Below are 26,214 nucleotides of genomic sequence, written 5' to 3' on the forward strand. Positions count from 1 at the left end.
TTATATTAAAATCAATATCAAATAATAATAAAGTAAAATTTATATTCCAGTGAAAATAAGGATTGAAACTTGTAAGTGACTACATATTTATATCCTTTTTTCTTTTGTAAAATTTATATTCCAGTGAAAATAAGGATTGAAACAATTTTTCTTTTTCTAGGTCATACACTTTTATTTTATAGTAAAAATTATATTCCAGTAAAAATAAGGATTGAAACTTCTTTTAGTTCCTCTGCTTCTGTAAGGGTAATACGTAAAAATTATATTCCAGTAAAAATAAGGATTGAAACCATTTCTTTTCCACATATTGGGCATTTCATATTATATAAAATTTATATTCCATTAAAAACAAGGATTGAAACACTGGTGCCACAGTAGGCATTAATCTACATACAGAACTGTAAAAATTATATTCCATTAAAAACAAGGATTGAAACAAACTTGGTAAAGTTGCCTTATCATGTCTTTCTTGCAATAAAAATTATCTTCCAATAAAAATAAGGATTGAAACTTAAATCTTAGTTCATCACCATATTGTTTATAGCTGTATAAAAAATAAATTCCATTAAAAATAAGGATTGAAATTTTAAAAACAAAAAATTTTGTTGTATCGTTGTAAGTAGTAAAATTTATATTCCAGCAAAAATAAGGATTGAAACAAGTAAGAAAAATTTAAAAATGGCACGTCTTCATGTAAAAATTAAATTCCATTAAAAACAAGGATTGAAACCCTCAAGACTTTCTTTAATTCTTTCTATCTCTAGGTAAAAATTAAATTCCAATGAAAATAAGGATTGAAACGTGTTGTTCTAGAGTTTGTATGATTGTACCGTCTTTAGTAAAATTTATATTCCAGTGAAAATAAGGATTGAAACTATAAATTTCTGCTTGCTCTTCTGTATAGTTTTTTCGTAAAATTTATATTCCAGTGAAAACAAGGATTGAAACATCTTAGAAATATCTATATTATTTCCCTCTGCAATAGTAAAAATTATATTCCATTAAAAACAAGGATTGAAACTAATTTTCAGGTGTAGGATAAAAATCCTTATTAAAGTAAAAATTATCTTCTAATAAAAACAAGGATTGAAATCTTGATAAGTATTCATTATACTTTGGTCTATACTCTATAAAAATTATCTTCACTAAAAATAAGGATTGAAACATTAAAATTGGTTTCCAAGTTCTGTTAGGGATAGAAGTAAAATTTATATTCCATTAAAAACAAGGATTGAAACTTATAATAAGTTCTCCACTTACATTTATTATCAATAGTAAAAATTATATTCCAATAAAAATAAGGATTGAAACTCATCAATCACAAGGTCAATTTGAGTAATGATGTATTTTAAAAATTATCTTCCAATGAAAATAAGGATTGAAACACATATTTCTTTTCTTCATTATATTCTACTTCTGTTGCTGTAAAAATTATATTCCAGTGAAAATAAGGATTGAAACTTTTTCACCCACAATTCTATATTTATTATAATTTTCAGTAAAAATTATATTCCAATGAAAATAAGGATTGAAACTCGCCATTCCACCACATTTTCAAAGGTCTTAAACATGTAAAAATTAAATTCCAGTAAAAATAAGGATTGAAACAAAAATTCCTCCAATTTTAATACATAATGTTTTAAGTAAAAATTAAATTCCAGTGAAAATAAGGATTGAAACTAATCATCCGTATAATAATAATCGGTTGTTACTTTTGTAAAAATTAAATTCCAATGAAAATAAGGATTGAAACTACCATTTTATCAATTATCACTTTTTCATAGTCTTGTAAAAATTAAATTCCATTAAAAACAAGGTTATAAAAATGTAATTAAAAAATAAAAAATGTAATTTCCATATATTAAAATATTTTCATCAAACAAATATTTTAAGGAGGAATTATGGAAGCTATATCAGGAATTTTTTTAATACTAATTCTTATTGGAATGATTTTACTAGGTAGATTAATAGGAGCTTGGATGTTTAGAATCAATGAAATTATCAATCTACAAAAAGAAACAAATAATATATTAAGAGAGATAAGATTTGATTTAAAAGAGAAAAAAGAATTAGAAAACAATTTAGAAGAAGAAAATTCAAAGTAGAACTGTAGAGATACAGTTCTATTTTTTTATGTAAAAATGTAATTAAAAAATAAAAATGGTAATTTTCATATGTTATTATAAAGAAAATTATAGAAGGGAGATTTATAAAAATATATGGAAGAAAAACTTAATTGTAAGGAAGTAATAAAATACACTATCTTAGGAGAAATATATATTTATTTTTTTATTTTAATGTTAAGTATTGCTATAACATTTTTTCAATGGCAAAGTGAATTTTCTATTTTTGTAAAAATAATTCTTTGGGTAATGGTAGAAAGTTTTTTTGGAGGGATAATTTTTGCAGGAATAGGAACCCCATTTTATTTGATTATAGAAACAATACAATATATTTTTGAAAAACCAAAAGAATTTTTTGATAATAGCTTATACTTTTTATTAAGTGGTATAATAATACATTTTATGGCATATCTCTATTCTTTTTGTATAGTGTTTTTATTAACTCTTTTAAAATTTGATAACCTTTGTGAAAATTTTTTAAATGTTTCTTTGGCTTTTATAGTGATTGTATCAATATTAGTAAAAATTTTATTTTTTATAGGAATTTTAAAAATTATTGTAATTATTCTAAAGAAAATAAAATTTATATAACGATTTTAAATTAGAATAGTTGACAAATATAAATAATTGTAGTATATTTTTATCAAATGAAAAGAGGGAATTATGGATAGAAATAATATTAAAAGTATTATAAAAAAACAATTTTTGGAAAATAAAATTAGTGAAAATGATTTAGAACTTTTTACTAAGTATCACTTAAATGAAAAATTAGGTGAGAATGAAAAAATCCAACTTATTGGAATATATAACAAAGTTATAAAAGAAAATGAAAACTTTATATCACAAAAAATTAATATAGACAATATAGATAAGATTATAATGTTCCTAAGTATTTCTCCTATCAAAAGTAAAAATGATTTGGAAGATATTATTGATGAAAATCTTTTTAATAAAAATTTAAAGATTTTTAAAAATATAAAAGAGTTTATTCTATTGTATTCTAGAGAAACAGAAGAAACATTAGAGATGTTAAAGAAAGAATATGTTGGAATTAAAATTACAGGAATACTTACAGATTTTTCTAAGGGATATAACTGTATTGATAATGCAATGCAACAAATTATCCAAGAAAAAAATATAAATCGTGATAATACAATAATTGATTTAACTTTAGGAATGAAGTATGTAACAGTATTTTTCTATAAATTAGCAGTTGAAAATGATATTTATGCTATAAATTGGTATACAGAACAACTTCTTAGTTATGAAAAAATCCAAGATAAAGATGAATATAGATTGATAGATAAAAAGTTTTTTAAAAGATTACCTTTTACAACAAAATTAAAAATTATGATAGAACCTAGAAAAGAAAATTCTAAAATATATTCCAAAATTAATGAAGGAATAGAAAATTATAATTTTTCTTTGGTAGAAAGTATGTATAGCAAAGTTGGAAATAGAGAAATGGAATTGTTTTTTAAGAATCTATCTAAACTATATTCCTTTGAAAATATGATTACTTTAGATGTAGATAATTTTTATGAAACTTTAGAAAAAGTTTTAGAAGATATAACAAATAAGATTTCACGAGAAAATATAATAAGTGGAAAAATAAAAGAGTATTTAGAATATATTTATTCCTTAGTTTATTATGAAAAGGATATAGAAGATTTAGATGAGATTGAACCAAGAAATTTTTCTTGGAAAAATAAATTCTTAAAGATATTTTCAATAGATGAAAAGAATGTAGACAATAAAGCTTCATATCTATTTTTTAAACGGAGTGAAATTTATTATTATCTAGTTATAAAATATTTAAAGATTAGACAAAAAGAAAATCTTTATTCTTATGATAGATTTTTATTACAAATATCAGGAGCAATATTGAGGGAGTTGGAAACTAATAGAAAAATTACAAAAGAAAAATTATTAGATAATCCTAAATTACTTTTTGATATTGATATAGATGAAGATTTAGAAAAATTAGACCCACAAAAAATATTGATAGAAAGTGTTAAAGGAGATTTCTATTTTAGAAATAATATATTATATATAGAAAAATTCCAATTATCAATTAATATAAATGAATATCCAGAATTAAGTTTTATGAAAAATAAGGGATTTAAACTATTGTTAGAATTATTAGAAAATCCAGATAGAGAGATACAGGGTAAAATCTTATATGGAAAATTAGGAAAATTATCTAATGATTCTGATGAAGTGGAAAGTGAAAAAATTCAAGGACGTTTTAGAAAAAATCTAACAGTTATGAAAGATAGAATAAAAGATTTTAATGAAAATATAAAAGAGATAGCCAAAAGGGATAATATAATTTTACCAGATGTAATTATATATGAAAAAAATGTAAATAAAAATATAGATGTAGATTTAAAACATTGTATAAAAATAAATCCAGAGATTTATAAAATAGTATAAAAATGAAAGGAGTATATTATGATAAAGTTACAAGATAATGAAAAAGTTGCTTTTGCTGGACTTTTACATGATGTAGGAAAGTTACTAAATAGAAGCGATGAATATAGAAAAAATTGTACTTTGGGAACTCAACACCCTCATCTTTCATCTTGGTTCATAGATTATTTATTTGAAAATAATATTTTAGAAAAAGATAATGAATTAAAAGAGTTAGTACAAAAACATCATGAAGGACCTTATTATGATAAAAGTATAAATCTTAATTCTATTGAGGAAACTAGAGAAAAAAATGGATTAAAGAAATTAGGGCTTATAGTCGCTCGTTCTGATAACTATTCATCAGCAGAGAGAATAGAAGAAGAAAGTAATTTTGGAAAAAATAATTTTAAAACAAGACCTTTAGATTCTATTTTTAGTAGAATAAATCTTAGAAAAGAAAATGAAAAAGATGAGATAAGTAGATATAAAATTTCTATGTTAAGTGAAGATAATATTTTTCCTGATACTAGAGATGAAAATCCACAGACTGCATTAAACTTTGTTATTGATGAATTTTTAAAAGAAGTTAAAAATATAAAAGTACAAGACGCAAAATCACTTTTTATAAATTTATTTGATTTATTAAAAAAATATACTTGGTCAATTCCTTCAGATACTCAAAGAAAAGTATGTGATATTTCTCTTTTTGACCATTTAAAAACTACTTCAGCCATAGCTCTTGCTTCATATAATTATCATATTGAAGAAGAAGGAAATTTAAAAGATATTACACAAGAAAGTATAAAAAGAGATAAAGATGAAAACCATTTTCTTTTAATAGGTGGAGATGTTTCAGGAATACAAAAATATATTTATGGATTGGAAAATACTAAAAATACAGCTAAAAGACTTAGAGCACGTTCATTTTTTATAAAACTTTTATCAGATGTAGGAGCTTATAAAATTATAGATTCTCTTGATTTAACAATAGCAAATATAATTATTTCATCAGGAGGAAAATTTTATATCTTAGCTCAAAATACAGAAAATACTAGAGAGGAACTTTTAAAAATAAAAAAAGAGATAAACGATACTTTATATAAAGAATATCAAGCTGACTTATTTTTAAATTTAGAATGGTTAGAAGTTTCTGGTAGAGATTTAGGAGAAAAGTTTTCTGAAAGATATGATGAATTAAATGATAAATTAGATGTGGGAAAAGGGAAGAAATTTATAGATAATATTTTACATGAGCCAATATTAGAAAATAAAGATTATGGAAATGGGAAAAAAGTAAGACTTTGTCCTATTTGTAATAAATTTCTTATAGGAGAAAATGAAGAAAGTTGTCCACATTGTCTAAAAGATTTAGAATTTGGTTCTTTTTTACCTAAAATGAAAAAACTAGCCTTTTATACAAAAAATATAGATGATATCAAACAAAAAGAAGGAAGCATAAATCTTTTTGGAATCTTATGTAAAATTATAAAAGATGAAGAAATAGAGGGAGAACCATATTTACTAAATTATTATAGTGATGAAATTCAAAGAAATATGGGATATGTAAAAGATGTTTATGGTGGATATGTTCCTTTAAATGATAATGGAGCAATAAAAGAGTTTGAAGAGATAGCCAAAGAATCATCTTCAAAAAATTTAGGAATTATTAAAGGTGATGTTGATAATTTAGGACTTATTTTTAGTGTTGGTATGAGTGGTTTGGAAGAAGAAATTAAAAATGAAAAAACAGGAAAAGAAGAAACGAGAAAAGGGGTAATATCTATTTCAAGAATTGCTACTTTAAGTAGAATGTTAGATAATTTCTTTTCGTACTGGTTACCAAAAACTTTAGAGAAGAATAAAAAAGAACTTGGTTCAAATTATGTTGTTTATTCTGGTGGAGATGACTTTATGATAGTTTCTTCATGGGATAAAGCAGTAAAAGTTTCAAAATATATAAATAAAGAGTTTAATAAATATGTAGCAAATAATGATGATATTACTATAACAATAGGAATAAGTATTACAAAACCATCTGACCCAATATATTTTAGTTCTAAATGGGCAACAGAAGCAGAGGAAAAAGGAAAATCAAGTGGAAGAAATGGACTTGTACTTTTTGATACTTATATTCCTTGGGAAAACTTAGAAAAAGTTTTTGGTTTAATAGATTTCTTTGGTAAAAATTATAGAAAAGAAAAAGAAAATAATGGAATATTTAATCAAGGATTTATATATAGACTTTTACATTATACTGATATGGCAGAAAGTTATGAAACAACTAAAAATCCTAAATATTTAAAATTTATATCTGACTTTACTTATGATTTATCAAGAAATATTATTCCTAAACTAAAAGAGGAATATAAAAATAAAGGTATAACTGATGATAAACTTATAAATGAAAAGATAAAAAAAGATGACAGAATAATAAAACTTAATAAATATTTTGGAATAGAAGTTATAGAAAATCAAGAAGATATGAAATTCTTAAAAATTTATATGAGAGTTGTAATAAATTATATTGTTAGAAAAAATAGAGAGAATAGAGAAGAAAATTAAGGAGGGAAAATATGAGACCAAATAATATAGAAGAAGAAAAACAAAAGTTTGAAAAGAATTTAAAAGAGGCTTTTATATTTGATGAAAAGGGATATATAGATATTGAAACAGGTTTTTTAAGAGAGAATTTACTTACAAATGAGGCAATAGCTTTAGCTGAATGTTTTAGATATGAGAATTTAACAAATTCGCAAATTAGAAACTTTTTTAATGAAGTTAAAGCTATAAGAAATATTTTAGATAACAAAGAAGAAAATTGGAATAAAGTATATCCAATGACTTTAATGTTAAAATCAAAGATTAATTATAAATATAATAGAAATAAAGACAGTGAAAAAAAATTAAAAACTTTAAAAAAATTTATAGAAAAATCTGTAGATAAAATTATAGAAGAAAACAAAAAAAATAATGGATATGAAACATTTAAAAATTTTGTAATATATTTTGAGGTTACAATGGGATTTGCAAAACTAAAAAATAATTAGGAGGGAAATTTTATGAAAATAAATGAAATTAAAGAAATAAATGTAAAATTTAGATTAATAACAGGAACAAGAGTTGGTGGAAGTAATGATATTATAGAGATTGGTGGAAATGATAGTCCAGTAGTTAGAAATCCACTTACAAAAGAGTTATATATTCCTGGTTCTTCTCTAAAAGGAAAAATGAGAATGCTTATGGAATGGCTAAAAGATAAAATTGATGTAAAAGGAGAAACTCATAATTGTGATGATACTGAATGTCCAATATGTAGAGTTTTTGGAAGAGGGGCAGAAAATAGTAAAAAGGCAAAATCTGGACCTACAAGAATTTCTATAAAAGATGCTTTTTTAACAGAAGATAGTAAAAAATCTTTAGATGAATTAAAAAATAGAACTGGTTTAGATACAGAATGGAAATATGAAAATACAATAAATAGACTTACTTCAGAAGCAAATCCTCGTAACTCTGAAAGAATACCAGCAGGAATAGAATTTGAATTTAAAATGACTTATAAAGTTTTAGATATGGAAGATGGAGGAAAAAAGGATAAAGAATTATTTGAAGAAGTAGTTTTAAAAGGGCTAAAAGGTTTAGAAATAGAGGGAATTGGTGGAGGAGTTTCTCGTGGAAATGGACAAATAGAATTTACAGAAATATTAGTTGATGGAGTAGATTATTTAGAAAAAGTAAAAAATATAAAACTTTAAAGAGGTGATAGAATATGTATAATACATATTTATGGAAAATAAAACCTCTTTCATCACAGATGACACCTTGGCAAAGCGATACTATCTATGGACATTTATTATATGGAGCTAGTTTATTATATGGAGATGAATTTGTAAAAAAATTAATAGATGAATTTTCAAATATTCCTCCATTTATAGTTTCAGATGGCTTTATAGATGGACAATTACCAATGATAAATAAAGGAACAGTAAAAAGAAGTGATACAGAGGAATTTGCAAAAATTTATGGAAAAAATCAAATAGAAACTGTAAAAAAATTAAAAGAGATAAATAAAATTAAATTTATTCCTATAGAAGATTTTAATAAATTAAGAGAAAAAAATTATAATAAAAAAGATTTTATAATTTCTAAATTACAGGAATTAAATAAAGAAGAAGAGAATGCAAATAGTATAGACTTTAAATCGAAAAAATTAGATAAAAAAGATACAGCAATTCAAGAAACTTTGGTTATGCATAACACAATAAATAGAATAATGGGTTCTACCGGAGATAATGGAGTTTTTGCTTTAAAAGAAACTTTCATAGAAGGAAATATTTTTATATTTATAAAAATTAGAAAAGATTTTGATATAAATATACTAGATACTCTTTTAAAATTTGTGGAAAAAAATGGTTATGGAAAAAAAGTAAGTTCAGGAAAAGGAGCTATAGAAAGAGTTTCATTTGAAAAATACAATGAATTTAATGAAGTAAAAAATGGAAATGGTTTTATTGTATTATCAAATTATATTCCAAAAGAATTTGATTATGAGGAAGTTATATCAGCAAATTATCTTGTGAAAAAAGGAAAGGTTTATGGAGATATAGATTTTCCGTTTAAAAAACCTTTTAGTTGTTTTACTGCTGGTTCATTGTTTAAAAAATCTAAAAACTCTATTTATGGAAAAGTTTTAAAAGATATTCATATAGATAAAAGCATTGTTCAAATAGGAATACCATTTACTTTGGAGGTGGAATTATAATGAAAGTAGAGAGAATACAATATAAATGTACATTAATACCTTTGACACCTATTCAAATAGGAAATGGAAATCAAATTTATCCTTATGATTATGTTGTAAAAAATGGTACTTATTATAGAATAAATTTATCAGAAATTATTGAAAAGTTTCCTCAAAATATCAAATTTAAGTTTATAAAATTATTAGAAAATAATAATATGATTGAAATTAGAAGTTTTATATTTGAAAATTATAAAGAAGAATATGGATATATTTATAAAGCTCCTGTTGAAAGAGAATTTGAAAATAAATATTTAGAAAAAATAAAAGGTGCTAATAAAAAAAATGATGAAAATTCTTTTATAATTGAAGAATTTATAGGAAATGTTGAAGCAAAATACATTCCTGGTAGTACAATAAAAGGGGCTATTAGGTCAGCTTTTCTTTTTAATGAATTTGATAAAAAAAGAGATAAATATGATTTTAAGAAAAATCTAAAGTACGATAAAGAATTAAATAAAAAAATAGAAGTAACAGCTAAACCTTTTGTATTAGTGGATAGATATGGGAAAACTTTAATGGGAAGAAATAGTAAAAATGAAGCTAATAAAATAGAAGCGAAAATGTTAGAATTAACGAGATTAGAACCTAAATTTGACCCTTTTAAAAATTTTATAGTTACAGATACTCAAGTAACTAAAGAGAATACGGTAATAAAAGAAATTTCTAGATTAATGCCATTAGGAGTTAATAATAAATTATCTTTTGGAGCTGAAGTTTTAAAATCAGAATATAGTGATAATGAAGAGGTAAAATTAAATTTTGATATAATATTAAAATTAATACCTAGTAGTTTATTAAAGAAAGATTCTTTGGATAAAGGAATTATAAAAGAAGATGTATATTTTGAAATATCAGATATTGCATATGCTTTAAATAAAAAAGCAAAAAAAGTATTAGAAAAAGATTTAGAATTTTTTAAGAAAAATACTAAATATAGAGAATATGAAAAAATTTCAAAAGAATTATTAGAAAAATTAGAAAAACTTGAAGAAAAAAATGAAGATAGAGTTGAATATAAAGAGGCACTAATAAGATTTGGTAGAGGTTCGGGATTTAATAATACAACTTTTAATTTAGTAAATACCAATGAAGAAGTTTATACAAGAGTAGTAGCTGGAGATTGTCCTATTGGTTGGGCATTGATTACCTTTGAAGAAGTATAAAAATTTTAAATAAAAAAGAAGCTATTGTAGTTTATAGTTTGATGAATTATAATAGCTTCTTTATAATATTAGGAGATAACTATGATTTGTAGTTTCGTTATAAATTTTAAACCTTTAGAATTTGGAAATAAAATAAAAAAATATTCTTTAGATAGAGATATAGAATATTTTCTGCTAAACAATGGAATAGATAAAAAACAATTAAAATATATAACTATATCAAATTTTCTTACAAAAGACAGAGAAATAGAAGAAGAAAAAAATTATTCTATAAGATTTTCTTCTATTGATTCTAAAACAACTTTAGAAATTTTAAAAATATTTTTTTATAAAAGATTAACTAATGAAACATTGAAAATATCGAATACAACATTTTTAGTATCAAATATATATCATAATAATAAATATTCAAAGCAATTAGATTTAGAAAGTTTCTTAGAAAATCCTTTAAAAGATGAGATTACCATAAAATTTTTAACTCCTACTTTTTATAAAGTTGGTAGTATTTTCATAGGAACAGAAGATTCAAGATATTTTTTTAAAAATATATTAACTAAATTTAAGAGAAGCTCTATAGGAAATCAATTTAATATAGGAAATTTAGATTTCTCAAAAGTAGAAATAAAAGAAAAAAATATAAAAAAAGTATATATAAAAACTTTAATATAGAAGGTATACAAGGGGAAATTACATATAAATTAGTAGATGATAAAGATACAAAATTAAAAGAGATGTTTAATATATTAGGATATTTTTCAGAATTTTCTGGAGTAGGTCATGGTTGTAATAAAGGGTATGGACAAGCAATATATATAATTTAATTATAAAAATATAAAAATAAGAAGTAGAACTAGAGCAAAAAAATGCAATAGTTCTTTTTTTTATAATTTTTTATTTTGTCATTTTCATATCACAAATCAATGTGAAAATAAAAAATATAAAGGAGGAACTTATGAAAAAGAGAATAATTTTATTTTTATTAATTCAAGTATTAGCTTTTAGTGAAGAAATAACTTTAGATGAAATGTTAAATATTTTAGACAAGACTTCTTATCAAAATAAAATATATAATATTCAAACTCAAATTGATGATGATATAGAAAAATATCATAAATTAGGAGATTTTAATGGAATAGTAACTACTGTTGATTCAAAATATAGTGATGTTGAAGATGAATTTCAAACTACAGGAAGATTAGAATATGGTCCATTTTATTTAGAGGGAATAAAAAATTATAATACAGATGATGAAATAATATATGGAATAGAGAAAAATATAAAAGATATTATATATTCAAGTGATAAAAATCAATTAAAAAAGTTAGAGTACACCAAAAATATAAATAATTTAGAATTATAGAAAAAATATAGAAAATCAAAAAATACAACTGATAAATTTATATGAAGAATATATAAATAATTATTTAGGAATAAAAATAAAAGAGAATGGGATAAAAACTTTAGAAAAAGAAGAGGAAAAAATGTCAAAGGCTTATTCCTTAGGAGCAGTTGCAAAAATAGAGTTAGATTCTATTAAATGTAGTATAAATAATTTAAAAATAGAAATTCAAGTCTTAAAAAATAATTTAGAGAATATTAAAAAGATTTTTAGTTATAATTTTGCAATTGAAATTGGAGAAAAAACATTAAAAGAGATAATTGCCCCTAAAATAAATATTGATGAATATATAAATAATTATGGAGAAAAAGATATAGAGATTTTAGAGAAACAAAAATCTATTTTAGAAGAAGATATAAAATATATGAATTATACTAATAATATGCCAGATATTTCTATAGGGTTAGAACATAGCAATAGATATGATGAAAATAGAGTAGTCTTAAAATTTTCAAAACCACTTTTTGATTTAGATTTAGACTTAGAAACAGGAAAAAATAATTTAAGTCAACAAGAAATAGAAATTGAACAGAAAAAATCTGAAAATAATGGAGAAAAATTACAAATATACAATACTTATGATGAATATATGAAAAATTATATTGTAAATAAGAATAATTCAGAACTAGAGTTATCAAAATATAATGTAAAAAAATTAGAATATTCTTTGGGAAAAGTTGATTATTTAGAAGTTATGGAAAGTTTTAATAATTACTTAAATTATGAAATTGAAAAGGAAAAAGCTAAGAATAATCTAAACGGATATATTTATGAGATTATGATAAGAGGAGAAAAGAAATGAAAAATATAAATACAAAATTAATTTTAGGAATAGTAATTATATTTATAATTTTAGGTTATAAATTTTTAAAGACTAACGATAAAAATATAGATAATACCATAACTTATGAAGCTATAAAAATAAATTCTAATGGTGGACGAGGATATATAGAAGTAAATGGACATGTTGAAGTAAATGATACTAAAAAAGTCTTTGTAGATAAAAAATTAAAAGTGGAAGAAGTATTTGTTCAAGAGGGAGATTATGTAGAAAAAGGACAACTTCTTATGACTTTTGACGAAACAGAAAGAAATAATATTATGAGAAATTTAGAGAGAGAACAACTAACTCTTAGAAAATTAGAAAGAGATTATAAAATTGAAAAACAATTAAATGAAATTGGTGGAAGTCCAGATAATACTTTATTAGAATATGAAGAAGATATTAGAAGAACTCAAATTAATATTGAAGAATATATGGAAGATTTAGAAAAAACAGCAGAAGAAATAAAAAGTCCTGTAAGTGGAACTATAACATCTTTGACAGCTCAAGAAAATTATTTAGTTGATACAGATTCTCCACTTATGGAAATAGCCGATTTATCAGATATAAAAATTGTATTAGAAGTACCAGAATATGATGTAAAAAATATATATTTAGGTCAAAGTTTAATTTTGAAACCTGAAGTTTTTGAAAAGAAAGAATCTTTTACAGGAGTAATAACAAAAATTTCTAAAATATCAGAAGTATCAGAAATAACCTCAGAAAATGTATTGACAGCTGAAGTAAAACCAGATAAAACCATTCCATATATAGTTCCTGGTTTTAAAGTTACTGCTACTATATATTTAGATAGAAAAGTATCAGAAATATTAATACCAAAAACATCTGCAATATTTGAAAATGATAATTATTATGTTTTTGTTTACAATAATGATGGAACAATTAAAAAGAAAAATATAAAAGTTGAAAGTTTAAAAGGAGATAATTTAATAGTAAAAGAGGGGCTAACTTTTGATGAAATTATACTTACAACTCCAGATATAAGTTTAATAGATGGAGAAAAAGTTATAATAAAAGTAAAAGGTGAGAAAAATGGAAACAATGTTAGAAGTAAACAATCTAAATAAATTTTATATAAATGGAGATATGAAATTACATGCTTTAAAAAATATAAACTTTAATATAAAAGATGGAGAATTTATAGCTATTATGGGAAGTAGTGGAAGTGGAAAATCTACTATGATGAATATATTAGGTTGTTTAGATAGAAATTTTTCAGGTAAATATATTTTAGATAAAATAGATATTTCTAAGATAGGAGAAAAAGATATTTCATCTATAAGAAATCAAAAAATAGGTTTTGTATTTCAATCATTTAATTTATTATCAAAATTAACAGCATTAGAAAATGTAGAATTGCCTTTAGTTTATGCTGGAGTTAATAAAAAAGAAAGAGAAATAAGAGCAAAAGAGATATTAACGAAAGTAGGTTTAATAGATAGAATACATCATAAACCAACAGAACTTTCTGGAGGGCAAAAACAAAGGGTGGCTATAGCAAGAGCTTTAATAAATAATCCATCAATTATATTAGCAGATGAACCAACTGGAAATTTAGATAGTATATCAGAAAAAGAAATAATGGAATTATTTACAGAACTTAATAACCAAGGAAAAACAATTATTATAGTCAGTCATGAACCAGAGGTAGCAAACTATGTTAAACGAATAATTTTATTTAAAGATGGAGAAATAATAAAAGATGGTGAGAGGTTATGAATTTTTTGGAAAGTTTAAAAACTGCTATACAAAGTATAAAAATAAATAAAATGAGGTCATTTTTAACAATGCTTGGAATAATTATAGGAATATCTTCTGTAATAACCATGTCATCTATAGGAAAAGGTGGTCAAGAAAACATAACAGGAGATTTAAAAAAGGGAGGATATGGAAAGTTTAATATTACAGTAGATAAAACAGATGAAAATTTTAGATGGAAATATTTATTAGATGAAGATATAATAAAAAAATTAAAAGATAGTGGGAAATTTAAAGAAGTTAGTCCTAAAATTAGTACTAACTTTGGATTAAAAATAGGCAATAATCCTAGAAAAGAAATGATGATGTTTGATGTTACTACTCCTGATTATGAAAATATTAATAAAGTTGAAATTTTATATGGAAGAAATTTTTTGCCAATTGAGTATGAAGAGGGAGAAAAAATAATTACAATAGATAATATAACAGCTCAAAATTTATTTGGAAATTCTAGAAATGCTTTAGGAGAAAAGATAGATTTATCAAAAGGAAGAAATGGAATTAATTATAGTTATAAAATAGTAGGAGTTTTTAAAAATCCCTTAGAACAGATGAGTAAAATGATGGGTGGAAAAAGAATTCCAAGATTTGGGAGAATTCCACTTAATACATATCAAAAACTTTTTGATAGTCAAGGAACAGGATACACTTCTTTAATATTAGAAGCAAAGGACCCAGAACAATTAGCTGAAACTATGTTAGATGCTAAAGAAATTTTAGGAAATATGATTGATGATTCAGAATTATATGATATTAATGTGGAAAATAATGGAGCTAGTTCTTTTGATAATATTTTAACAACCTTAAATATTTTTGTTACCTTTGTAGCAGGAATTTCTCTTTTTGTTGGAGGAATAGGAGTTATGAATATTATGCTTGTAAGTGTAGTAGAAAGAACTAAAGAGATAGGAATAAGAAAAGCTATAGGAGCTACAGATTATGATATATTATCACAGTTTCTTATGGAATCAGTTATTTTGACAGGAATAGGAGGAATTTTAGGAGTAGTTTTTGGAATAATTTTTGGATTGGGAATAGGATATATAATAGGAATTTTTCCAATTTTTTCTATTTTCACGATTACTATTTCTATGTTAATCTCAATGGGAATAGGAATATTATTTGGAGTTACACCAGCTAAAAAAGCAGCAAAACTTAATCCTATAGATGCTTTAAGAACAGAATAAAAATTCAGAGGTAACAACTTGTTACCTCTATTTTTTTACCACCATTTTTTCTTTTTAAAAAATAAAATACTTCCAGCAAAAATAATAAACATAATAATAAGAATTATAAAATAACCATATTTCCAAGTAAGTTCAGGCATAAATTGAAAATTCATTCCATAAACTCCTGCTAAAAAACTAAGAGGAATAAAAATTGTAGAAATCATTGCAAGAACTTTCATAATTTCATTCATATTATTGCTTAAAGTGGAATGATAAAGTTGAATTAAATCATTTTGCCTATTAAAAAGAAAATCAATATTTTCATTTATAACAATAATATGGTCTTGTAAATCTATAAGATAAATATTTATATCATTTTTAATAAATTCTCTTACTTTAATATCAGAAAATTTTGAAACTAATTCTCTTAAAGGAAAAATAGATTTTTTTATTTTTAATAGTTCTTTTTTTTGTAGTAAGATATTTTCAAAAGCTTTTTTCGTAGGGTTACTACTAATTTCAATCTCTAAGTTTTGAATTTTTTCCTCTAAATCCTCTGTTATTAAAAAATAATTATCTACAATTCTATCAATAAGAGCATATAAAAGATAATCTTCATTTTTATCAGCTATAATACCTATATGATTCTCTATTCTTAATTTTATATTATCAAAAATATTATTAGATTTTTCTTGAAATGAAAGGAGCAAATCTTTAAAAAGGATAAAAGAAACCTGTTCACATTCATATTTATCATTAACTTTATTATGAGTTATCATTTTTAAAGTTATAAAAATAAAATTTTCTCTGACTTCTAATTTTGGCCTTTGGGAATTATTTAATAAATCTTCAAGTATTAAAGAATCTATTTTAAACTTTTCACCAATTTTTTTAATTAAATCAATGTTATGAATACCTTCTATATTTATCCAAGTTTTAAAATCCTTTTTTAAATTTATTTTAAAGTCTTCTTTATATATAAAATGAACTTTATTAAAAGATTGATTATTATAAAAATATTGTGTAATAGGGATGTCTATATTTTTATCTATTATACCTGTATAAATTAAACTACCAGGTTGAAGACCAACTTTTTTATTCATAAACTTCCTCCAAAAATAAATTATATATATAATTATAACATAAAATTAAATGAAAAACTATTAGATAGTATTTTTTATTTCTTTAAATTTACTTAAATTAAAAACTATAAAAAATAATAATTAAAAATATAATTTTTTGTAAATATAGACCGATAAAATATTATATATTATTTATTTTTAATAAAAATAATATTAAATAAAAAAGTTTATTTTTTAAAAAAATAAATGTATAATAATATATGAATAACATAAGATTGAGGGAGTATAAATTATGAATAAAAAAGAAACACTTAATTTTTTAAAAAGATTAGCCGAAGGAATATCAGCTACTTTTGGACCTGATTGTGAAACAGTTATTCATGATTTGAGATCTAAAGATGAAATAATAGTTGCTATTTATAATGGACATGTAACAGGAAGAAATATAGGAGATAAGTTAAATCTTTTAGGTGTATATGAATTAGAAGAAATGGAAAATGGAAAAGATTTCTATAATTGTCTCTGTAAAACAAATGATGGAAGACTTATAAAATCAACAACAGTCCATTTTAAATCAAAAGATTTTCATTATGCTTTTGGAATAAATTTTGATTATACAAAATTTTATGATGTAAGTAAAGTTTTATCTGCTTTTATGAAAACAGGGGTAGATGTAACAAAAGTTGTTAATGAAAACCCTAATGAAAAAATGTTTGATGAAATTTATAGGGAAGCTGTAATGTATTTTGCAAAAGACCCAAAATTTATGAGTAAAGAAGAAAAATTAGATTTTATAATTTATATAAAAGACCATGGGGGATTTTCTTTGAAAAAAAGTGTTGTAAATTTAGCTAAAAATATGGAAGTTACAAGATTTACTATTTATAATTATTTAAAAGAATTAGGAATTAACCCAAAAGAATGTAAATAAAAATGAAATTTAAAATCAAAAATAATATTCTCTTTGAAAAAATAATACAAATATGTTATAATATATTTATAAATAAAATATAAAAAATAAGGAGGAGAAAAATGGAAAGTTTAGTTTTAAAAAATGGAAAAATTCTTTTAGAAGATAGAATTATAGATGGAAGTCTTTTAGTAGTTGATGGAATAATAAAAAAAATAGTTGAAGATAAATATAGAGAAGAGTTAACTGGAGATAAAATAATTGATTTAGAAGAAAAATTAGTTGTTCCTGGGTTTGTTGATGTACATATTCATGGTTGTGATGGTGCTGATACAATGGATTTATCTGTTGAATCTCTTAAAAAAATGTCAAAATTTGTTGCAACAAAAGGTGTTACAAACTTTTTACCTACAACACTTACAAGTCCTAAAGATGAATTAAAAGAAGCTTTAAGATGTATTGGAGAATTACAAAATAAAGATATTGATGGAGCAAATATTTTTGGAGCTCATATGGAAGGTCCTTATTTTGATGTTGCTTTTAAAGGAGCACAAGATGATAGATTTATGCTAAAAGCAACAATAGAAGAATTACAAGAATATTTAGATGTTAAAAAAGGAGTTTTAAAATTAATGTCACTTTCAGCAAGTGACGATTCTTATTTAGAACCTATTAAGTTTTTAAGAAAAAATGGTGTAATCTCTTCTATAGGACATTCAAATGGAGATTATGAAAATGTTGTAAAAGCTGTAAAAGCAGGTCTTTCACACTCAACTCATACTTTTAATGGAATGAAAGGATTTACACATAGAGAATTAGGAATAGCAGGTGGAGTATTAGTAACTGATGAAATAAATGCAGAAGTTATATTTGATGGAATACATGTTCATCCAAAAGCTGTAGATTTACTTATAAGAGCAAAAGGAACAGATAAAGTTGTATTAATAACTGATGCTATGTCAGCTACAGGACTTAAAGATGGAGATTATAAACTTGGAAAATTAGATGTATATGTAAAAGATAGTCAAGCAAGATTAAAAAGTAATAATGCTTTAGCAGGAAGTGTTCTTACTATGGATAAAGCATTTAGAAATGTATTATCTTTAGGATATACAATATTTGATGCGGTAAAAATGTCAAGTACAAATGCTTGTAAAGAATTTGGAATTAATGCTGGTAAAATTGAAATTGGAAAAAGAGGAGATTTTGCAATATTAGATTCTGAAAAAAATGTAACAATGACAATTGTTGGTGGAAAAATAAAATACCAAATTTAAAAAATTAAGTATAAAGTTATGTTATATTTGAAAAATATAACATAACTTTTATTTTATATAAAAAAGTGAAAAAAACTCTTAAAAAATAAATAGAAATATGTTAAAATCTAGGTATAAAAAGGAATAGAAAAAAATCGGGGGAAAAATTGAAAAATTTAAGTTTAAAAGTCAAAATAAATGATGAATTAATGAAATTTTTGATAGAAAATTTACCTGGAAAAAATAGAAATAATATAAAGTCTCTTCTAAAAAATGGTCAAATTTTAGTAAATGGAGTTAGAACTTCTCAATTTAACTATTTATTAAAAGAAGGAGATGAAGTAATAGTATCAGCTTCAAGAATGACAGAAAATCATTTACAAGGAATAAAAATAATTTTTGAGGATGATGATATAATAGTTATAGAAAAACCTGAAGGAATGTTGTCTATAGCTACTGATAAAGAAAGGGAAAGGACAGCTTATAATATAGTTAAAGAATATATAAAAGCTAAAAATCCTCAAGAAAAATTATTTATCGTTCATAGATTAGATAAAGGAACTTCAGGGGTAATGATATTTGCAAAAACTGAAGGAATACAACAAGTTTTACAAACTAATTGGCAAAATTTTGTAAAAGAAAGAAAGTACGTGGCAGTTGTTGAAGGAAAAGTTGAAAAAAATAGAGATACAATAATATCTTATTTAAAAGAAAATAATGCTATGGTAACTTTTTCAAGTCCTGTGGAAATAGAAGGTTCTAAAAAAGCAATAACACATTACGAAGTATTAAAAAGAAGTAGAGCTTACTCATTAGTAGAAGCTAATATAGAAACTGGTAGAAAAAATCAAATTAGAGTTCATATGCAAGGATTAGGACATAGTATAATAGGAGATAAAAAATATGGCGCTAAGACAAATCCTCTTAGAAGATTAGGATTACATGCAAGAACAATAGTATTTAAGCATCCTAGAACAAATAAAATACTTTCTTTTGAAACTAAAATACCAGTAAGATTTTCATCAATGTTTAAAGTAAAATAAGGAGTAAAAATGATAGGAATTAGTAGTTGCCTTTGTGGAATAAATTGTAAATATAATGGAGAAAATAACTTAAATCCAATATTTTTAGAAATGTTAAATAAAGGTGAAGCTGTTCCGATATGTCCAGAACAATTAGGTGGACTTTCAACTCCAAGGGTTCCAGCTGAAATTCAAAAAGATAAAGAAGGAAAAATTCAAGTAATTACGAAAAATAACACAAATGTAACAAAAGAATATTTTTTAGGAGCAGAGAGAGCTTTAAAAATTTTGAAAGCTTTAGAAATAGATACAGTAATTTTAAAAAGTAAAAGCCCTTCATGTGGATACGGAAAAATATATGATGGAACTTTTTCTAAAACTTTAATAGAGGGAAATGGAATAACTGTTGATTTGTTCTTAAAAAATAATATAAAAGTGATAGATAATGAAGAATACATAAAAAATAAATAGGAATAGAGGTGGGCTATGATATCAAAAGAGATTAAAGAATTTGGCGAAGAAATGAGATTATTTCATTCAGCAATAAATCATAGGCTCTATTATAGCTTAGGATGTCACTTAAAAACAGAAAATGGAAAAAAAGGAGCTGAATTTAAAGTATGGGCTCCTAATGCCAAAGATGTAAAAGTTGTAGGAGCTTTCAATAATTGGAATGGCTCTAAACATAAGATGTTTTATAATGGCTATCATGGAGTATGGAGTATATTTATACCTGAAATAAAAGAGGGAGATATATATAAATATGAAATTACATCAAAAGATGGAAGAACATTTTTAAAATCAGACCCTTTTGCTTTTTATTCAGAACTTAGACCTGGTACAGCTTCTGTAGCAAAAGATATTTTTAAGCCATTTAAGTGGGAAGATAAAGAATGGCTAGATAAAAGAGAAAAATGGAATCCTTTTGAAGGACCAATGAATATATATGAAGTACATTTAGGTTCCTGGAAAAGAAAGCCAGAATCAGAAATAAAAAAAATTGATAAACCTGATTTACAAAAAAGCCAAGATGAATTGAAGGCAGAAAGTGGATTTTTAGATTATAAAGAGATTTGTGATAAACTTTTACCATATGTATTAGAAATGGGATATACTCATATTGAAATTATGCCATTATCTGAACATCCATTAGATGCTTCATGGGGCTATCAAGCAATAGGTTATTATTCTTTAACAAGTAGATATGGAGATCCAGAAGGATTTAAATATTTTGTAAATGAATTTCATAAAGCTGGAATTGGAATTATACTTGACTGGGTTCCAGGACATTTTTGTAAAGATTCACATGGATTATATAAATTTGATGGAAGTCCTCTTTATGAATATCCAGATGAGTATAGGGCAGAAAATAAAGGTTGGGGAACAGCCAATTTCAATTTAGGAAGTCCAGAAGTAAGAAGCTTTTTAATATCAAATGCAGTATTTTTATTTGATATTTATCACATAGATGGAATTAGAGCTGATGCAGTTTCTAATATAATTTATTTAGAATATGGTCATCCTGAAGTTAGAGGATTAAAAAATAAATATGGAGGTACAGAAGATTTAGAAGCTATTGAATTTTTAAGACTTTTAAATGGTACTATATTTACAGAATTTAAAAATCCTCTTATGATAGCTGAAGAAGCTACAGCTTGGCCATTAGTAACAAGGCCACCTTATGTAGGAGGACTTGGATTTAATTATAAATGGAATATGGGTTGGATGAATGATATGTTAAAATATATGGAAATGGACCCTATATATAGACAATATCATCACAACTTAGTAACTTTTTCTTTAATGTATTGTTTCTCAGAAAATTATATACTTTCTATATCTCATGATGAAGTTGTTCATGGAAAAAAATCTGTTCTTGATAAGATGTTTGGAAAATATGAAGATAAATTTGCAAGTCTTAGAATGTTTTTAGGATATATGTATGGACATCCTGGAAAAAAATTAAATTTCATGGGAACAGAGATTGGGCAATTTATGGAATGGAGATTCTATGAAGAATTAGAATGGAAAATGTTGAAATATCCAATGCATGATAGTATAAAAACTTATGTAAAAGATTTAAATCATCTTTATAAAAGAGAAAAAGCTTTATGGGAACAAGATACAACTTATGATGGTTTCAAGTGGATAGACCATAGCAATTATCAAGAAAGTATAATATCTTTTGTAAGAAAAAGTAAAGATGAAAAAGATTTCTTATTGTTTGTATGTAACTTTACTCCAGTTCCACATTTTGATTATTTAGTTGGAAGCGAAGTTTTGGTAGATTATGAAGAAATATTTAATAGTGATAGAGATATTTATGCAGGAACAAATATTTTAAATGGTAATGATATAAAAGTAATGGAAAGAAATATAAATGGTATCCCTTATGCAATAAAATTAAATATTCCACCATTATCAACAATTATATTAAAGCCAAAATTTAAAGAGAAAAAGTTATTAGAAAAAATAGATAAAGAAAAATTATTAAAAAATAATATAAATTTAAACAAATAAAATAGGAGGGTGTGGAAAATTATGAAAAAAGAAATGATAGCTATGATATTAGCAGGAGGTCAAGGTAGTAGACTAAAACTTCTTACTAAAAATATTGCAAAGCCTGCAGTTCCATTTGGGGGAAAATATAGAATTATAGATTTCCCTTTAAGTAACTGTACAAACTCTGGTATTGATACTGTTGGAATTTTAGTTCAATACAAACCAAAAGCTTTAAATAGTTATATTGGTATTGGAGCTTCATGGGATTTAAACAGAAACTTTGGTGGAGTTAGTATTTTACCACCATATATGCAAGAAGATGGAGGATGGTGGTATAAAGGTACTGCTAACTCAATATATCAAAATATAGATTTTATAGATGACTATGATCCAGAATATGTTTTAATTCTATCAGGAGACCATATTTATAAAATGGATTATAACAAAATGTTAGAGTATCATAAGTCAAGAAATGCAGATGCAACAATAGCAGTTTTAAATGTTTCTTTAGAAGAAGCAAGTAGATTTGGAATTATGAATGTTAAAAATGAAGATGAAATTTATGAATTTGAAGAAAAACCAGCTCATCCAAAAAGTACATTAGCTTCTATGGGAATTTATATTTTCAATTGGAAAGTATTAAAACAAGCCTTAATAGAAGATGAAGCAAATGAAAAATCATCTAATGACTTTGGAAAAGACATTATACCAAAATTATTAGGAGAAAATAAAAAACTTATAGCTTATCCATTTGAAGGATATTGGAAAGATGTTGGAACAGTAGAAAGCTTATGGGAAGCAAATATGGATTTATTAGGAGAAGAACCTAAATTTGATATCTTTGATAAAAACTGGAGAATTTTCTCTAAATCTACAAATAAACCAAGTCAAGTTATAGGAGATAATGCAGTTATTGCTAATTCCCTTGTTACAGAAGGTTGTGTAATTAAAGGAACAGTAGAAAATTCTATATTATTCCAAGGAGTATTAGTAGAAGAAGGAGCAGTAATAAAAGATTCTGTTATTATGTGTGATTCTGTAATTAAGAAGAATTCAGTAGTTGAAAGAGCTATTTGTGGAAGACATGTAGTAGTAGAAGAAGATAAAAAGGTTATTGGTGGAAAAGAGATTGCTTTAATTGAAGAAGATAGAATAGTAACAGAAGATGTAAAATAATTTAGGGGAGTGTGAAGAGGAATGTTAAATAATTGTTTTGGAATACTAAGTGCTACAGAAAGTAGAGATAACTTAAGAAGATTAACAGCTCATAGAGCAGTAGCTTCTATACCTATTGGTGGAAAATATAGAATAGTAGACTTTGGATTATCTAATATGGTTAATGCTGGAATAAAATTAGTGGGAATTTTAACACAAACTGATAGTAGATCTTTAAGAGACCATATTGGAAGTGGAGGAGCATGGGACCTAAATAGAAGAAATAAAGGAATATATATGTTCCATGATAAAAGAAACCAAGCTGTAAGTTATGATTTACAAATTTTAAGAGACAATAAAGAATTCTTAAATAAAGTAAAAGAAGAATATGTAGTATTTGCTTCTACTTATTTAATTGCTAATGTTGATATAGAAGATGCAGTTAGAAAACATCAAGAATCTGGAGCTGTTGTAACAGTAGTTTACAAACATGTAGAAGATGCTGATAAAAAATATTTAGATTGTGGATTATTACAAATAAGTCCTACAGGAGAAGTTTTTGGAGTAGAAAAAAATAATGGAAAAGAACAAATAGCTAATGTATCTATGGAAATATTTATTATGAAAAAAGAATATTTAGAGTCATTAATAGATAAAGTAGCTTATGCTGATTATGCTAGAACATTGAAATCAGTAGTTTATGAAAATTTAGGAAAAATCTCAGTTAGAGGATATGAACATAAAGGATATTTAGGATGTGTAAATTCACTTCTTACTTATTATACAACAAATATGGATATGTTAAATGAAGAAATAACTAAAGATTTATTCTTTAAAGAAACAAGAGCTATTTATTCTAAATCAAAAGATTCTGTTCCTACAAAATATTATAAAGATTCAAAAGTTATTGATTCATTAATTTCTAATGGATGTGTGATAAAAGGTACAGTAAAAGATAGTGTTATTTCTAGATCAGTTACTATTGAAGAGGGAGCAGAAGTTGAAAACTGTATAATTCTTCAAAATTGTACAATAAAAAGTGGATGTAAAATTAAAAATGTTATAATGGATAAAAATGTTGTTTTAGCTGAAGGTACAGAACTTAGGGGAAGTACAATTTATCCATTAATAATAGAAAAAGAAACTTCTAAATAACTCTACTCTATGGAGGTGTAAAATGAAAGTTTTATTTGCTGCTTCTGAAGCTGCTCCTTTTTTAAAAACAGGAGGATTAGCAGATGTTGCTTATGCTTTACCTAAAGCATTAAAAAAAATAAATGTTGATGTGAGAGTAATTCTTCCAAAATATGGAAAAATAGCAGAAGAATTTAAAGAAAAAATGGAAAAAGTAACTGAATTTAAAGTTCCAGTAGGTTGGAGAAATCAATATTGTGGACTTGAAAGTTTAGAATATGATGGGGTTACTTTTTATTTTCTAGATAATGAATATTATTTTAAAAGACCAGAGCCATATGGACATTATGATGATGGTGAAATATTTACATTCTTTTCTAGAGCAATATTAGAAACATTAAAATATTTAGATGACTTTAAACCTGATGTTATTCACTGTAATGACTGGCATACAGGAGTTCTTCCATTATTCTTAAAAACACATTATAGTTATGATGTAAGATATCAAGGAATAAAAACAGTTTATACAATTCACAATTTAAAATACCAAGGAGTATTTTCAAAAACTGTTTTAGGTGAATTATTAGGTTTAGATGATTCATTCTTTACAGAAAATGCAATAAAATTCTATGATGGTATTTCATTTATGAAAGCAGGAATAATGTATTCAGACATAGTAAATACAGTAAGTAAATCTTATGCAGAAGAAATAAGAACTCCATATTTTGGTGAAAACTTAGATGGATTATTAAACGGAATAAGTTATAAATTATATGGAATTGTAAATGGTATTGATTATGATGAACATAATCCTTTAACAGACAAAAACATATATAAACAATATGATAAAGAAAATCTAAAATATAAGGTTGTAAATAAATTAGAATTACAAAAAGATTTAGGTTTACCTGTTAGAGAAGATGTTCCTATGATAGGATTAGTATCAAGATTAGTTTCTCAAAAAGGACTTGATTTAATTAAAAGAGTAATGGATGAAATTTTAAGTCTTGATGTACAATTTGTAGTTATAGGAACAGGAGATAAATCTTATGAAGATATGTTTAGATACTATACTTACAAGTATAAAAATAAAATGTTTGGATTTATAGGATTTGATAATAGATTAGCTAAAAGAGTTTATGCTGGAGCTGATTTATTCTTAATGCCTTCACAATTTGAACCTTGTGGAATTGGACAATTAATAGCATTAAGATATGGAACTTTACCAATAGTTAGAGAAACTGGAGGACTAAAAGACACTGTTACACCATATAATAAATATGATGGAACAGGTAATGGATTCTCATTTACAAATTATAATGCTCATGATATGCTTCATGTTATAGAAGGAGCAGTAGAGCTTTATAAAGATAAAAAAGTATGGAGAAAATTACAAGAAAATGCAATGTCTTCAGATATAAGTTGGAAAGAATCAGCTGAAGAATATAAAAAATTATATGAAAAATTGATATAATTTTGAA

Annotated in this window: 23 protein-coding genes; 22 read left to right on the plus strand and 1 reads right to left on the minus strand. The window is 24.2% G+C overall.

The window, feature by feature from the left end:
- Positions 1 to 1,901: 1,901 nt before the first annotated feature.
- The 14 genes from T364_RS0107680 (at position 1,902) to T364_RS0107740 (ending at position 15,690) form a co-directional block, all read left to right on the plus strand.
- Positions 1,902 to 2,105: a hypothetical protein gene (locus tag T364_RS0107680; protein WP_027129057.1), complete on the plus strand. Its 204-nt coding sequence runs from the start codon at positions 1,902 to 1,904 to the stop codon at positions 2,103 to 2,105.
- A gap of 114 nt (positions 2,106 to 2,219) precedes the next feature.
- Positions 2,220 to 2,714: a hypothetical protein gene (locus tag T364_RS0107685; protein ID WP_027129058.1), complete on the plus strand. Its 495-nt coding sequence runs from the start codon at positions 2,220 to 2,222 to the stop codon at positions 2,712 to 2,714.
- Positions 2,715 to 2,786: 72 nt separating this feature from the next.
- Positions 2,787 to 4,559: a hypothetical protein gene (locus T364_RS0107690; RefSeq protein ID WP_027129059.1), complete on the plus strand. Its 1,773-nt coding sequence runs from the start codon at positions 2,787 to 2,789 to the stop codon at positions 4,557 to 4,559.
- 18 nt (positions 4,560 to 4,577) lie between these two features.
- On the plus strand, positions 4,578 to 7,100 hold the full coding sequence (gene cas10, locus T364_RS0107695; RefSeq protein ID WP_027129060.1) for a type III-A CRISPR-associated protein Cas10/Csm1: 2,523 nt from the start codon (positions 4,578 to 4,580) through the stop codon (positions 7,098 to 7,100).
- An 11-nt stretch (positions 7,101 to 7,111) separates the two neighbouring features.
- Positions 7,112 to 7,585: a type III-A CRISPR-associated protein Csm2 gene (gene csm2, locus T364_RS0107700; protein ID WP_027129061.1), complete on the plus strand. Its 474-nt coding sequence runs from the start codon at positions 7,112 to 7,114 to the stop codon at positions 7,583 to 7,585.
- A gap of 12 nt (positions 7,586 to 7,597) precedes the next feature.
- Positions 7,598 to 8,290 carry a type III-A CRISPR-associated RAMP protein Csm3 gene (gene csm3 / locus T364_RS0107705; protein WP_027129062.1) on the plus strand — a complete coding sequence of 231 codons (693 nt, stop codon included), beginning with the start codon at positions 7,598 to 7,600 and terminating at the stop codon, positions 8,288 to 8,290.
- A gap of 14 nt (positions 8,291 to 8,304) precedes the next feature.
- Positions 8,305 to 9,297 (plus strand): type III-A CRISPR-associated RAMP protein Csm4, encoded by a 993-nt coding sequence (csm4, locus tag T364_RS0107710; RefSeq protein WP_027129063.1) that lies wholly within the window; start codon positions 8,305 to 8,307, stop codon positions 9,295 to 9,297.
- The gene (gene csm5, locus T364_RS0107715) at positions 9,297 to 10,502 is read left to right on the plus strand and encodes a type III-A CRISPR-associated RAMP protein Csm5 (protein WP_027129064.1); all 1,206 of its coding nucleotides are present in this window, start codon (positions 9,297 to 9,299) and stop codon (positions 10,500 to 10,502) included. Before csm4 ends, csm5 begins: the two co-directional genes overlap by 1 nt.
- Before the next feature lie 81 nt (positions 10,503 to 10,583).
- Positions 10,584 to 11,171 carry a hypothetical protein gene (locus tag T364_RS0107720; protein WP_027129065.1) on the plus strand — a complete coding sequence of 196 codons (588 nt, stop codon included), beginning with the start codon at positions 10,584 to 10,586 and terminating at the stop codon, positions 11,169 to 11,171.
- A 283-nt stretch (positions 11,172 to 11,454) separates the two neighbouring features.
- The gene (locus tag T364_RS11290) at positions 11,455 to 11,862 is read left to right on the plus strand and encodes a hypothetical protein (protein ID WP_245596663.1); all 408 of its coding nucleotides are present in this window, start codon (positions 11,455 to 11,457) and stop codon (positions 11,860 to 11,862) included.
- A 121-nt stretch (positions 11,863 to 11,983) separates the two neighbouring features.
- Positions 11,984 to 12,703: a TolC family protein gene (locus T364_RS11295; RefSeq protein WP_245596665.1), complete on the plus strand. Its 720-nt coding sequence runs from the start codon at positions 11,984 to 11,986 to the stop codon at positions 12,701 to 12,703.
- Positions 12,700 to 13,812 carry an efflux RND transporter periplasmic adaptor subunit gene (locus tag T364_RS0107730; RefSeq protein WP_027129066.1) on the plus strand — a complete coding sequence of 371 codons (1,113 nt, stop codon included), beginning with the start codon at positions 12,700 to 12,702 and terminating at the stop codon, positions 13,810 to 13,812. Before T364_RS11295 ends, T364_RS0107730 begins: the two co-directional genes overlap by 4 nt.
- Positions 13,787 to 14,464: an ABC transporter ATP-binding protein gene (locus T364_RS0107735; protein WP_027129067.1), complete on the plus strand. Its 678-nt coding sequence runs from the start codon at positions 13,787 to 13,789 to the stop codon at positions 14,462 to 14,464. Before T364_RS0107730 ends, T364_RS0107735 begins: the two co-directional genes overlap by 26 nt.
- The gene (locus T364_RS0107740) at positions 14,461 to 15,690 is read left to right on the plus strand and encodes an ABC transporter permease (protein ID WP_027129068.1); all 1,230 of its coding nucleotides are present in this window, start codon (positions 14,461 to 14,463) and stop codon (positions 15,688 to 15,690) included. The genes T364_RS0107735 and T364_RS0107740 overlap by 4 nt, the downstream gene beginning before the upstream one ends.
- Before the next feature lie 35 nt (positions 15,691 to 15,725).
- On the opposite strand, the gene corA is transcribed toward T364_RS0107740, so the two are convergent.
- Positions 15,726 to 16,775: a magnesium/cobalt transporter CorA gene (gene corA / locus T364_RS0107745; protein ID WP_027129069.1), complete on the minus strand. Its 1,050-nt coding sequence runs from the start codon at positions 16,773 to 16,775 to the stop codon at positions 15,726 to 15,728.
- Between the two features lie 271 nt (positions 16,776 to 17,046).
- On the opposite strand from corA, the gene T364_RS0107750 reads away from it, so the two are divergent.
- The 8 genes from T364_RS0107750 to glgA all read left to right on the plus strand — a co-directional run bounded on the left by T364_RS0107750 (position 17,047) and on the right by glgA (position 26,207).
- Positions 17,047 to 17,685, plus strand: a complete 639-nt coding sequence (locus T364_RS0107750) for a helix-turn-helix transcriptional regulator (RefSeq protein WP_027129070.1) — start codon at positions 17,047 to 17,049, stop codon at positions 17,683 to 17,685.
- 101 nt (positions 17,686 to 17,786) lie between these two features.
- A complete protein-coding gene (gene nagA, locus T364_RS0107755; protein WP_027129071.1) occupies positions 17,787 to 18,941 on the plus strand; it encodes an N-acetylglucosamine-6-phosphate deacetylase in 1,155 nt (384 codons plus the stop codon).
- A gap of 146 nt (positions 18,942 to 19,087) precedes the next feature.
- A complete protein-coding gene (locus tag T364_RS0107760) occupies positions 19,088 to 19,963 on the plus strand; it encodes an RluA family pseudouridine synthase (protein ID WP_027129072.1) in 876 nt (291 codons plus the stop codon).
- A 9-nt stretch (positions 19,964 to 19,972) separates the two neighbouring features.
- Entirely contained in the window at positions 19,973 to 20,413 is a 441-nt protein-coding gene (locus T364_RS0107765) for a 2-thiouracil desulfurase family protein (RefSeq protein WP_027129073.1), read from the plus strand.
- A 15-nt stretch (positions 20,414 to 20,428) separates the two neighbouring features.
- Entirely contained in the window at positions 20,429 to 22,462 is a 2,034-nt protein-coding gene (gene glgB / locus T364_RS10740; RefSeq protein WP_035945570.1) for a 1,4-alpha-glucan branching protein GlgB, read from the plus strand.
- An 18-nt stretch (positions 22,463 to 22,480) separates the two neighbouring features.
- Positions 22,481 to 23,620, plus strand: coding sequence for a glucose-1-phosphate adenylyltransferase (locus T364_RS0107775; RefSeq protein ID WP_027129074.1), 1,140 nt, complete (start codon positions 22,481 to 22,483; stop codon positions 23,618 to 23,620).
- 21 nt (positions 23,621 to 23,641) lie between these two features.
- On the plus strand, positions 23,642 to 24,754 hold the full coding sequence (gene glgD, locus T364_RS0107780; protein WP_027129075.1) for a glucose-1-phosphate adenylyltransferase subunit GlgD: 1,113 nt from the start codon (positions 23,642 to 23,644) through the stop codon (positions 24,752 to 24,754).
- A gap of 22 nt (positions 24,755 to 24,776) precedes the next feature.
- On the plus strand, positions 24,777 to 26,207 hold the full coding sequence (gene glgA / locus T364_RS0107785; RefSeq protein ID WP_027129076.1) for a glycogen synthase GlgA: 1,431 nt from the start codon (positions 24,777 to 24,779) through the stop codon (positions 26,205 to 26,207).
- The last annotated feature ends 7 nt before the right edge of the window (positions 26,208 to 26,214 follow it).

The organism is Fusobacterium perfoetens ATCC 29250, from assembly GCF_000622245.1.
Lineage (GTDB): Bacteria > Fusobacteriota > Fusobacteriia > Fusobacteriales > Fusobacteriaceae > Fusobacterium_B > Fusobacterium_B perfoetens.